Here is a 12,068-nt window from a genome sequence, read left to right as displayed (position 1 = left end):
CTAGCCGCCAAATCCAAGCAATAAACCACCCTGGTAAACGATAAACGCCATAAGCCAAGCCAAGGTCATGGAATAAGCCACGCTAAATCCAGCCCACTTCCATGAATTCATTTCCCTCTTGATTACCGCCACCGTGGCCAGGCACGGCGAGTAAATCAGGCAGAAAACCATCAGCGACAGCGCTATCAGCGGGCTAAAGGACGGATCCGCCGCCAACACTTCTTGGAGCGGCGCCATTTCTTCATCACTGGCCTCCACGCTGTAAATCGTCGCCAAGGTGCTCACCATAACCTCTTTTGCGGCAAAGGCGCTGAACAAGCCTACGCCGATCTTCCAATCAAAACCAAGCGGCTTAATTACAGGCTCAATAGCATGTCCCAAGGAGCCTGCATAGCTTTGCGCCAAGAGCTCCGTGGATTTTTCTTTTTCCAACTTCCCTTTTGCTTCATCCGCCTCTTTTTTCAGCAAGACGTATTGTGCAGCAAAGGACGATAGTTTTTCTTTACTGAACGTTTTGGGAGCCGCTTTATCAGCGTCCTGCGTCGCAGAATCGCCCGTTTCGCCAGCAGATTCCGCAATTTCGGCCTCCTTTTCACCAGCGTCTTTTTCATCGATACTGTTTCCATCAGCAGTAGCTTTCTCAGAGCCTTCGTCTTCAGCCTCTTCAGCTGCAGACAGCTCTTCTACCAGCGCATTAAATTCTTCATTTTCCTCAACAGCTGTTATCCCCAGCGGTAGCAGCACCTGCTCTTGAATCTGCTCTTCATAGCGCGTTTCCAGAGCCGCTTGCAAGGCTTCATACTTGCTGTTGACATCCTCATTTTGAGGATAATTCACACCGAACCACACCAAAATCGAAGCTGCTAAAATAATCGTGCCTGCTTTACGCAAATAGATCATACTGCGTTCCCACATATGGGTCATCACACTGCGCAGTGTCGGCAGATGATACGGAGGCATTTCCATAACAAAAGGCTCCGTATCGCCCGGAAATAATGTTTTCCGAAACAAGAAAGCCATTCCGATAGCCAAGGCAATGCCTAAAACATAAATGCCAAATAATACGGTTCCCGCCATATCCTCTGTGAAAAAAGCGCCGATCAGCAATGTATACACCGGCAGTCTGGCGCTGCAGCTCATGAGGGGCGATACCAAAATGGTAATATAGCGGTCTTTTTCATTTTCTAACGTCCGCGAAGCCATTACCGCCGATACATTACATCCAAAGCCCAACAACATGGGGATAAACGACTTGCCATGCAGGCCAAAGCCGCGCATGACCCGATCCATGACAAAAGCCGCGCGCGCCATATAGCCGGAATCCTCCAGCAAGGCAATGGCAAAGAACAATAAGAGAATATCCGGCAAGAAGCTGATAACGCTTCCTACGCCGCCAATCATGCCGTCTACCAACAAAGAACGTAAATTCCCTTCCGGCAGCGCCGCCCCTACCGTTTCACTCAACACCTTTACGCCGGCATCCAGCATGTCTTTAGGGACCGCGCCCAACGTAAAGACTAAATTAAATAAAAGCCACATAAGTGCAAAGAAAATCGGCAGCCCCAAGACACGGTGCGTTACAATGCTGTCAATGCGATCCGAAAGCGTACGGGTTTCTTTTCGGTCTTGCTTCAAGCAAGCGTGGTATACTTCCCCTGCTTTGCGATACCGGCAGCCGGCTATATAAATATCGACATCCTCTTTAAGCGCAATTTGCAGCTCTCGCTGCTGGCGCGCCGCCTCTATCACCAGCTCTTCTCCGCCTGGAAGCAAGCGAAGCTGCGCCATGACATCGTCATCGCCTTCTAAGAGTTTTACGGCAAGCCACCGCGTTGGAAAGGGAGAATCCATATCTGCCAGTTTGGCGCCAAGCCTTCCCAGAACGTGTTCCACTTGCTCCCCATACTCAACACGGACGCCTGCATTTTCTATGGCGGCTGTTTTTTCCACAGCCGCCAACAACGCATCCATCCCCTGCTCCTGACGCCCTACCGTAGGCACCACAGGTACTCCTAACTTTGCCGACAAGGCTTTTAGGTCATATACCAGCCCTTGTTTTTCCGCCATATCCGCCATGTTGAGGGCCAGCACCAAGGGCCGCTCCAGTTCCAATAACTGCAGTGTTAGATACAAGTGCCTCTCCAGATTCGCCGCATCAGCTACATCAATTACTACGTCCGGCTTATCTTGAACGATGAAATTTCGCGCCACCACTTCTTCTAAAGAATAGGCTGTCAGGCTGTATGTACCTGGCAAATCAACCAGTACCGCCTCCCGCGAACCAATCCGGCAATAGCCTTCCTTCTTTTCCACCGTCACTCCGGGATAATTCCCTACATGCTGCCGCGCCCCGGTAAGAGCATTAAATACCGTAGTTTTTCCCGCGTTGGGATTGCCTGCCAAGGCAATTGTCAATCGTTCTTCGTGCACCTTGAAGCCTCCTCATTTTCCAGTTCTACGAAAATAAACGCCGCTTCACGCTTGCGTAGCGATAAATTGCAGCCTTTGACTTTAATTTCCATAGGATCTCCTAGCGGCGCAAATTTGCAAACTTCCACAGCCGTACCGCTTACCATTCCCATATCCACAATACGGCGTTTAATAGCGCCGCCGCCTTTCACGGCTACAACGATCCCCTTCTCACCCGGTTGAAGCAGGTGCAATTCTTTGGTCATTGTTTTTCGCCCCCTTTTTCTTCTTGCCTCTGCCTGCAGGCGCAGCGATGTCCGCAACCATGCCCGCCGCAATTCCCGCCGCAAGCGCACTCGGATTTATGCTTTGGAAACTCTTTCTTACTATCAGACATCACTATACCTCTTTCTCTGATTAAGATAATCATTCTCACTTCTTATGGCAAAAAAAAGATGATCCGCAGGATACGAACGCCATTCTTTTGCTCTTTGTACAGCCGGTCGAAACGCTTTCACGGCTTCCGGATCAAACTGGCTGCCACTGCACCGACATAACTCTTGCCAAGCCTCTTTGGGAGAAACCGCTTTTCGATACGAACGCGCACTAGTCATGGCGTCATAGGAATCCGCCACCGCAATAAGTCGACTGGCTAGCGGAATATCTGTCCCGCGAAGTCCGTCCGGGTAACCAGCCCCGTCAAAACGTTCATGATGATGCCTTACAATACGCGCCACCTGTTGAAATGAACTAATCCGCCGCAAAATTTGCCAGCCAATCACCGGATGCCGTTGTACAACCGCAAATTCTTCCGCCGTCAAGCGCGCTGCCTTATTTAAAATTGCATCAGGAATACCTATTTTTCCCACGTCATGTAAATGAGCCGCTACCTGCAATTCCGCCAGTTGCGCTGCGTCCAGATTCAAATTCTTCCCCAACGCCATAGCCAGTTCTCCTACACGATGGGAGTGCCCATACGTATTGCCGTCTTTTGCGTCAATGGCGCTGGCCAACGCTTCCGTCAGTTCCCTTACTACGCACTCAACGACGCCCCCGCCAAAGTCGTTCCCGTTTTCATCGCCCGAGGCAAAGAGCATATTGCAATACCTCCACATCCGGCAAGCCGCGCCGCAATAATTCCTTGGCGCGCTCTCTCAGACGCTCCCAACGCTGCATACGCTCTAGGGACGGCTTCGGATCTCCATATACATGCCAAAGGCCTCCGGCGCTGCGGTCCTCTTGGCTTAATCCCATAAATCCCAATACATCTTTTAACGGAATGCCTAAAAACAAACCCATTTCATGCGGTACTTCCTGCTGAAAACGAAGAGTCAAGCGATCTAGCTGCTTAGCTAAGGAAGCCTCGGGGTCATAGCCGCAATAGCGGAGCAGTGCTGCATGCTCGGACCGCTGAAAGCAAGCCTCCAACACTTCCGGTCGAAAAAAGAACAGCACCGCGCCATTATCCCATAGACGCAATACCCGCCACTGCAAAGGCAATCCTCTCAAAACACTCCAGTGGTGACGACGCCACCACGTCCAAAGCGGTCGCTGACGATTGTCCCGGAGACATAAAATCGTAGCTTCCTTTTCGCCAGCCAAAGTCGGCGCCAATTCCACCGCCAGCCAGGAAGCTAATTGCTTCATTTCCCCGCCACTTTCCATGCGCACATCCCCTCTCCGCATTGAACGATTTCGCCTGCCGCTTTTTCCGGCGGTTTTTCACAAAAAACCTGTACGCAGCCGCAACGGCTGCATTTAAATTCTACACAGCGCACCAGACCGCGCCCCAGCAGTTTTTTGCAGCATAAACACCGTAATTCCTCCATAGCCGCTCTCTTTGCTCCTTCCGTACCTAAAACAAGAGTCCCGAAGCATGCCAAAAACACACTTCGGGACTCTTGGTCCTCTTAAAACGATTTTCTCGCTACATTGCAAGAAAAATTTGTTTTGTGAAGCTTGTTGCTTATGAGTTTGATAATTATTTTCAAGTAGATTTTACAAAACTGCCTGTCCTTTGTCAACATCTAATTGAAATTTATTATCACCAATCAGCTTAGACTTTCTCTTTCGCCGCTAAATAAGAAATCGCCGCATGAGCCGCCGCATTCCCTTCACCTACAGCTACCGTAATCTGCCATGGCTTGCCTGTGCAGTCGCCAGCGGCAAACACGCCGGGAACTGAGGTTTTCTGCGTATGCGAGACTTTAATCGCATCTTTGCAAAGTTCTATCTCCGCCAGCAAATTTTCCACTGGGTCGGTCTCTCTTAAAATAAAAATCCCATCCGCCTCAACCTGCCCTTTCGTGTGCTGGAGAACAAAACGCTCTTCCTTTGCCGCCACGCCTTTCGGCTTACCGCTGCAAATTTGCACATTCGGCGGCAACGAACCCACCGGCTTGTACTGAGGAAAATAAAGAACCTTACTGCAAATTTCGCTTAAAAAAGCAGCTTCGTGCTCCGCCTCGGCGGCATAAGCCACAACAGCTACTTCTTTTTCCCGGTACAACATACCGTCACAGGTAGCGCAATAGCTGACGCCCTGACCAAGCAAACCTTTTTCACCGGCTAAAAGCTCCGCTGGGGACACGCCGATGGCTAAAATGACCGTTTTGGCTTCATACACATCCTGCGGCGTCAACAGCGTAAATACATCTCCCGGAAAAATTTGCGTCACTTTTTCTTTTACCAGCTCTGGACCGGCAGCCAGACAATGCTCCGCCATACGCTCCATCAGCTCTTTACCGCTCAAATTCGGCAATCCCAGGTAATTCGGAACGTCCGCCGCCCGCTGGAGTTTAGCGCTAAATCCCATATGCTCAAAAATCACAACGCTTTTATTGCGAACCCGAGCTGTCAGCGCTGCCGAAAGTCCCGCCGGGCCGCCGCCAACTACGGCTACGTCATACACTTTTTTTTCCATTTGTTTTCCCTCCTTGGGCTACTTATTGTATAGAAATCTTTTTCTTTTTCATAATTGTTCTTTTCCTATAGTTACTTCGCGACTGCGCAACGAGAATCCTTCTCTATAGAATCAAAAGACCTTTCCCTTTCTATTTCTTTCTTCCCCTTCTTTCTGCAGTTACCAAGCATAAAGTTTACAAAGCCGACCCTCAAGCGGGGTCTATATGGTAATTTGTTGTATCAAGTTTTTGATGTTTTTTTCAAAAATACACTTGACTTTCTTCACGAGAGCATCTTATAATAAGGCCAATGGTCTTGCATACAGAAAACACGATGCACGGGAAGCCTGTTGTCCTTGTCGCCCAGAAAACCGGCGGTTGCTGCGAGCCGGAGGATGAGACGCATGGTTCCGCCCGGAAGTGTCTGACGAAGAGTCAGTACGGGTTCCGCCCGTTAAAGCGGTTCGAGGTGGTCGCTGTTTTAACCTAGGAAAACGCGACACAAGTTGGGTGGCAACGCGGGAATCAATCCCGCCCCTTCACGGGGGCGGGATTATTTTTTTTATCTCAGAAACTATAAATTTAAATTTGGAGGGGTTCAATCATGATGAAAGTACTTGTTAGCGATCCGGTTTCGGAAAAAGGCGTAGCTCTGCTGAAAGAGCAATTTGAAGTGGATGTAAAAACTAAACTGCCTGTAGAGGAACTCATTCGTATTATCCCTGAATATGATGCGCTGGTTGTGCGCAGCGAAACCAAAGTCACCGCTCCGGTTCTGGATGCGGCGGTAAAACTGAAGGTTATTGGTCGCGCCGGCGTCGGCGTCGACAACATTGATGTTGAATACGCCACCAAAAAAGGCGTCATCGTTCTCAATGCGCCCGAAGGCAACACCATGGCTGCCACCGAACATTCCGTCGCCATGATGATGTCCATGGCCCGCAACATTCCCCAAGCTCATGCCACCATGCAGGAAGGCAAATGGGAACGGGGCAAGTTCATGGGCGTCGAGCTGCGCGGCAAAACGCTGGGCATTCTGGGTCTTGGCCGCATCGGCACCGGCGTAGCCAAACGCGCCCTGGCTTTGGAAATGCGCGTTCTTGCGTACGATCCCTTCATCAATGTCGAAGCCGCCCAGGCTTTGGGCATTGAAGTAGCCGAGATGGATGAAATTTTCGCCCAAGCGGATTTCATCACCTTGCACTTGCCGAAAACCAACCAAACGAAAAACCTAATCACCAAAGACGTTTTCGCCAAAATGAAAAAAGGCGTTCGCATCGTCAACTGCGCTAGAGGCGGCGTCATTAATGAAGCTGATTTGGCGGCAGCCGTAAAGGAAGGTATTGTCGCCGGCGCTGCCATCGACGTTTTTGAAAGTGAGCCTATCCAGGAGGGCAATCCGCTCATCGGCCTGCCTAACGTCATTGTAACGCCTCACTTAGGCGCCTCTACCGTAGAAGCCCAAGTCGGCGTAGCCGTCGATGTGGCGCACGGCATTGTTGCCGCACTAAAAGGCGAACCCGTCACTACTGCCGTTAACATGGCCGCCATCCCGGCGCATGTTCTCAAAAAGCTCCGTCCTTACCTCAATCTGGCCGAACGCATGGGCTGCCTGGCAGTACATTTGGCTGAAGGACGCATGACGGGAATTCAAATCGAGTATAACGGCGATATCGGCGATGTGGACACCCGCATGCTGACAACTGGCGTACTGAAAGGCTGCCTGAATCCCATCCTGCAAGAAGCCATCAACTACGTCAACGCCCCTGGCCTGGCTAAAGCCCGCAACATCGAAGTCAAGGAAATCAAAACTAAAGAAGCAGCCAATTTCGCCAATCTCATTACCGTTCGCCTAGTTACAGACAAAGGCGAGCATAGCGTCTCCGGCACGCTCTTCGGCAAAGCGGAAGCGCGCATCGTGATGATCGACGGCTACCGCGTGGACGTACAGCCCGGCGGCTGGCTCTTGACTTGCCCCCACGTCAACCGCCCCGGTATCATCGGCAAGGTCGGCACCATGTTGGGTGAAGAAGGCGTCAACATTTCCAGCATGCAAGTGGGACTGACCGAAGTAGAAGGTACCAGCATTATGGTGCTGGGCGTTGACAGCGATGTTCCTAATGCAGTTCTACTCAAACTCAAAGGCATCGACGGCATTTATGACGCTAAGCTGATCAACTTCGACGCCCGCTAAGCCGCTGCGATGATAGATTTACAAGCATTTGCCGGCGTTCGTCCCCTGCCGGAGGCGGCAGCCGCTATCGCGGCGCCGCCGGCGCAGGAACTTGACGCTGCCGCCGTTCGCCACGAAACGCAAACACATCCGCTCAGTTTTTTGCGGGTAACGCGCAGCGACGCTTTCGGTGATGATCAACGTTATCACCTAGCTCGCAAAAATCTGGACGCACTGCTGCAGCAAGGGCTGCTCCAACAAGACGCGGCTCCTTGTCTCTACTTATACCAGCATCACACAGAAGAGGAAGCCCAAATTGCTCTGATTGGCCTGTTGCCTACGACTACCGTCTTAGACCTGCCAGCAGTGAACGAAAACCTGGCCTCTGAGCAGGCGGCTCATATTTTAGCGACTGAGGCCCACACTCGCCTGCCTGTCCTGACGTATACGGCAACACGCCAAAGCGAGCTGCTCCTTGGCGCCATTGTCGCCAGCCGTACAGCAGCATATGATTTTTTTACTCCTGACGGACATAATCATACGCTGTATGTAATCGACGACGCCGACGATATTGCCGCGTTGCGCTCCATTCTTACCGGCACGAATCTTCAAATCGCCGCCGGAGCGCACCTTATCGCCGCCGCAAGACAAGCCGCACTGGCGCCCAACAGCCCGCCGACAAGCACATGTTTCCCGGTACTGTTGACAGGTCTGCCGCCTCACCTAAAAAAGCCGGAAGCCTTTGGCTTTCTTGACGCTTTAGTTCTGCACTTATTGTAAATATTTAAGGAGGGTTCTACTATGAGCGATCGTATTTTCAATTTTAACGCCGGCCCGGCTGTACTGCCTTTGGAGGTGCTCCAAGAAGCCCAAGCCGATTTCCTCAACTACAAGGGAACCGGCATGTCCATCACGGAAATCAGCCATCGTTCCAAAGCCTATGAAGAAGTAAATACCCAAGCGGAAGCCGACACCAAAGAACTGCTCGGCCTCGGCGACGACTATCGCGTCCTCTTCCTGCAAGGCGGCGCCAGCACACAGTTTGCCGCTATTCCCATGAACTTCCTGCCCCAGGGCGCTACCGCCGACTACATTCTCACCGGTTCTTGGTCGGAAAAAGCATTAAAAGAAGCGCAGCTTCTAGGTAATACCCATGTCGCCGCCACCACGGCTGACGGCAATTATAAACGCATTCCTAAAATGGAAGAAATCAAGCTTAGCGAAAAGCCAGCCTATGTACACATTACTTCCAACAATACCATCTACGGTACCGAATGGCAGCAATTCCCAACCTTCGGTGATGTTCCCTTAATCGCCGACATGTCTTCGGACATGCTCAGCCGTCCCTTCGACGCCACCAAATTTGCCATGATCTATGCGGGAGCCCAAAAAAACCTTGGGCCTGCAGGGGTTACTCTGGTTATCCTGCGCCAAGACATGATCGAACGCTGCCCTAAAAACATCCCTACCATGCTGCGCTATGATATCCATGCCAAGAAAGACTCCCTCTATAACACACCGCCTGCTTTCTCGGTCTACATGGTGCACCTGGTATTGAAATGGCTGAAGAAAAACGGCGGCCTCACCGCTATGGCCGAACGCAATCAAGCCAAAGCCAAGCTGGTATACGACGTCATCGACGCTGCTCCGGGCTTCTTCAGCGGTCATGCAGACAAAGACAGCCGTTCTTTAATGAACGTCACCTTCCGCCTGCCGTCAGAAGATCTCGAAAAGCAGTTTGTCGCCGAAGCTACGGCTGCTGGCCTGGGCGGACTCAAAGGCCATCGCTCCGTCGGCGGCCTGCGCGCTTCCATCTATAACGCCATGCCTCAAGCCGGCTGCCAAGCACTGGCTGATTTCATGAAAGAATTCCAGCGTAAAAACGGCTAAGAAAAACGAATAAATTGAACAAGAGTCGCGAGAGTCACGAGAGGATACGAAAGAGGGTTACCTATTAAAATAAGCTCCTGCTTTCTTGGATTCAAAACTCTTGTTTGCTACATTTACCAAAAAGGAACTGCGTCTAACTGATTGAAGTTAAACGCAGTTCCTTTTATGATTTAAGAGCTCAAAATCCACATTCCGCTTGCGGGCCCTCCGGTCACTCCGGTTCTCTTGTTTGTTCCTCGTCCCTTATTTCCGTTTCTGTTTCAAGCGCAGGAAAAGCTCTACCAGCATGGGATCGAACTGACGGCCGCTATAGTCCCGCAACTCCTGCAGCGCCGCTTCTTCGCTCAAGGCCTTGCGATAAGGACGATCGCTGCGCATGGCGTCGTAGGCGTCCACAATTGCCAAGATCCGGCATTCCAGCGGAATTTCTTCCCCTTTTAATCCGATGGGGTATCCGCTTCCATCCCACCATTCGTGATGCCGCAAAATGCTTTCCGCAATCGGATTCAGATCCGGCGCCACTTGGGCAATACGATGACCAATCGCAGGATGTTCCTTCATTAAAAAGAATTCTTCATCATCCAGACGCCCCGGTTTGAATAAGATACGGTCCGGAATGCCCACTTTGCCGATATCATGGAATTTGGCCAAGAGTCGCAAGTCCACTAAGCGGCTTTCCGCCAAGCCTAGAGAACGCCCCATGGCTTCCGCCCATTCCTGCATCCGATCCGCATGTCCTTCGGTAATATAGTCTCTCGCTTCCAGCAGCTTCATTACCGTCTGCACGATGGCGCTCTTCGCACTGCGCCCGCTATGCAGTTTTTCGCGATACATATGATTTTCCGCTTCTTTGTAGCATTGCAGCACGCCGTCTTCACCGCCGCGCCCGTCTAAAGCAAAGCCTATTGACACGCTCAAGGAAACGCCGCGGCTTTTCTCTTCAGCTTCATGCTCATTATACCAACTGATGCGCTGCTGTAATTGCCGCGCATAATGGCTGATTTCTTCGCGCGTCGTATTGGCAAAGACCACTGCAAACTCATTACCGCCAATGCGATGCACCAAGGCTTCTTCCGGCATAACCTGGCGAATGAGTTCCGCCGTCTGCATTAATAAAACATCGCCGACTTCAATGCCCAACGTATCGTTGACCAGCTTCATGCCGTCAATATCGCAAGTAAGAATGCCCACTGGCGCATAGTGATTTTGCGCATAGTTCTGCAGCACCGTTTCAAAATAAAGACGATTATGGAAGCCGGTCACCATATCATACATGCTTAAATAGTTTAGATGCTCTTCCATTTGCTTGCGCGACGTAATATCCTCATACGACACTACAATCCGCAAGGGTCCCTCATCGGCAAAACGATTGGCCTCCACCCGAAACCACTGCATTGTTTCGTCGCCGTTATCAAAGGGAAGCTCCATAGAAAAAGCCTCTTCATCGCCTTCGAGAATGCTGCGAATGCCATGACTTAAAGCGACCGCCCATTTGCGCTTTCTTTCTCCCGCACGCTGCTGAATAAACTCCACAAAATCAATGCCAAGAACTTCTTTGGCTTTCAGATTATATACCATGCGCGACCGGCGATACCAAGCCTTGTTGCCATATATGACGCGCCCGTTTTCATCCAACACAGCAATATATAGGCGCATCGCATCAAGAGTAGAAGTAATCAATCGTTCCTTTTCTTTTAGCTGTTGCTCCGCTTCCCGACGCTGCCGCCTTGCAGCCACATCTCCCAACTCACGTTCTAACGCCGGCAGCAACCGCAGCATCTTGCCCTTAGGAATAAAATCATGCGCTCCGGCCCGCATCAATTCCACTGCCGCTTCTTCGCCGATGGCGCCGGACTGGATCAAAAAAGGTATATCCTGACCGGAGGCTTGGAGAACTTCCAACGCCTCTACGCCGCTAAAACCAGGCAAAGAGTAGTCTGATAAAATTACTTCCCAATTTCGCTGCTGCAAAGCCTCTTGCATTTCCTCCCGCGTTTCCACCCGCAAGGCATCCGGCTCATAGCCCCCACGGCGAAGTTCCCGGATTAAAAGCAGTGCATCATCTTCATTGTCTTCCACGATGAGAACGGCCAGCTTTTTTTCATTCATACCCCGTCCCTCCTCAGCGGCGGCTGTTCATTAAGCACCAGCCAATATAACCCTAACTGTTGCACCGCCAAAATGAATTGATTAAAGTCAACCGGCTTGCGTATGTAGCTGTTGGCTCCTAACGCGTAGCAACTGGCCAAATCCTGCTCCTCTTTAGAGGAGGTCAGCACAATCACAGGCAACAACCGCGTAGCCTCGGTTTCCCGAATGCAGCGCAACACTTCCAAGCCATCCACCTTCGGCAATTTTAAATCCAACAAAATAATCTGCGGCACATGAAAGGGATCCCGCTGTGCATAACTACCTTTGGCTAGTAAAAAATCTAACGCTTCCGCACCGTCACGTACCACCTCGATGCGATTTAAAATATTATTCTTTCGAAAAGCCCGTTGCGTCAGCAGTTCATCGTCCGGATTATCCTCGACTAATAAAATGAATGGATCCTGTCCCATGCCCCATCCCTCCAGCTCAACTGCATTTTCTGCGAATCAATACGCGTGCTCTAGAACCCTCTGCTCTTACTAGTATTCCTAAATATTTGCTCATTTCGCTTCACACTTAAAAAAACCCTGCTGCAAAACAAG

General features: G+C 51.0%; 12 protein-coding genes. 3 read left to right on the top strand and 9 right to left on the bottom strand.

Features of this window, described 5'->3' with window-relative positions:
* From feoB to C508_RS0101580, 7 genes are all read right to left on the bottom strand, one after another.
* Entirely contained in the window at positions 1 to 2,430 is a 2,430-nt protein-coding gene (gene feoB, locus C508_RS0101610) for a ferrous iron transport protein B (RefSeq protein ID WP_018701783.1), read from the bottom strand.
* On the bottom strand, positions 2,412 to 2,675 hold the full coding sequence (locus C508_RS17560) for a FeoA family protein (protein ID WP_018701782.1): 264 nt from the start codon (positions 2,673 to 2,675) through the stop codon (positions 2,412 to 2,414). Before C508_RS17560 ends, feoB begins: the two co-directional genes overlap by 19 nt.
* Entirely contained in the window at positions 2,672 to 2,806 is a 135-nt protein-coding gene (locus tag C508_RS20775; RefSeq protein ID WP_018701781.1) for a hypothetical protein, read from the bottom strand. The genes C508_RS17560 and C508_RS20775 overlap by 4 nt, the downstream gene beginning before the upstream one ends.
* Positions 2,799 to 3,506, bottom strand: a complete 708-nt coding sequence (locus tag C508_RS17555) for an HD-GYP domain-containing protein (RefSeq protein ID WP_018701780.1) — start codon at positions 3,504 to 3,506, stop codon at positions 2,799 to 2,801. The genes C508_RS20775 and C508_RS17555 overlap by 8 nt, the downstream gene beginning before the upstream one ends.
* Positions 3,484 to 4,074 carry a DUF3793 family protein gene (locus C508_RS17550; protein WP_018701779.1) on the bottom strand — a complete coding sequence of 197 codons (591 nt, stop codon included), beginning with the start codon at positions 4,072 to 4,074 and terminating at the stop codon, positions 3,484 to 3,486. Before C508_RS17550 ends, C508_RS17555 begins: the two co-directional genes overlap by 23 nt.
* Entirely contained in the window at positions 4,053 to 4,238 is a 186-nt protein-coding gene (locus C508_RS0101585; RefSeq protein WP_155836728.1) for a hypothetical protein, read from the bottom strand. Before C508_RS0101585 ends, C508_RS17550 begins: the two co-directional genes overlap by 22 nt.
* A 227-nt stretch (positions 4,239 to 4,465) precedes the next feature.
* Complete coding sequence (locus C508_RS0101580) at positions 4,466 to 5,332, bottom strand: NAD(P)/FAD-dependent oxidoreductase (protein ID WP_018701777.1); 867 nt, start codon at positions 5,330 to 5,332, stop codon at positions 4,466 to 4,468.
* A 587-nt stretch (positions 5,333 to 5,919) separates the two neighbouring features.
* Between C508_RS0101580 and serA the strand changes: the two genes are divergently transcribed.
* The 3 genes from serA to serC are packed head-to-tail and all read left to right on the top strand — an operon-like array spanning position 5,920 to position 9,375.
* Positions 5,920 to 7,506: a phosphoglycerate dehydrogenase gene (gene serA / locus C508_RS0101575; protein WP_026319291.1), complete on the top strand. Its 1,587-nt coding sequence runs from the start codon at positions 5,920 to 5,922 to the stop codon at positions 7,504 to 7,506.
* A 9-nt stretch (positions 7,507 to 7,515) separates the two neighbouring features.
* The gene (locus C508_RS0101570; protein WP_018701775.1) at positions 7,516 to 8,265 is read left to right on the top strand and encodes a DUF1015 family protein; all 750 of its coding nucleotides are present in this window, start codon (positions 7,516 to 7,518) and stop codon (positions 8,263 to 8,265) included.
* A gap of 21 nt (positions 8,266 to 8,286) precedes the next feature.
* Positions 8,287 to 9,375, top strand: a complete 1,089-nt coding sequence (gene serC / locus C508_RS0101565; RefSeq protein WP_018701774.1) for a 3-phosphoserine/phosphohydroxythreonine transaminase — start codon at positions 8,287 to 8,289, stop codon at positions 9,373 to 9,375.
* Between the two features lie 243 nt (positions 9,376 to 9,618).
* On the opposite strand, the gene C508_RS19275 is transcribed toward serC, so the two are convergent.
* Together C508_RS19275 and C508_RS0101555 are read right to left on the bottom strand one after the other, a co-directional pair.
* On the bottom strand, positions 9,619 to 11,484 hold the full coding sequence (locus tag C508_RS19275) for an HD domain-containing phosphohydrolase (RefSeq protein ID WP_018701773.1): 1,866 nt from the start codon (positions 11,482 to 11,484) through the stop codon (positions 9,619 to 9,621).
* Positions 11,481 to 11,936: a response regulator gene (locus tag C508_RS0101555; protein WP_018701772.1), complete on the bottom strand. Its 456-nt coding sequence runs from the start codon at positions 11,934 to 11,936 to the stop codon at positions 11,481 to 11,483. Before C508_RS0101555 ends, C508_RS19275 begins: the two co-directional genes overlap by 4 nt.
* Positions 11,937 to 12,068 lie beyond the last annotated feature (132 nt).

The organism is Anaeromusa acidaminophila DSM 3853 (assembly GCF_000374545.1).
In the GTDB taxonomy this organism is placed as follows: domain Bacteria; phylum Bacillota; class Negativicutes; order Anaeromusales; family Anaeromusaceae; genus Anaeromusa; species Anaeromusa acidaminophila.
The sequence above is the reverse complement of the archived record's forward strand: the minus strand, read 5'-3'. Positions and strand labels throughout refer to the sequence as shown.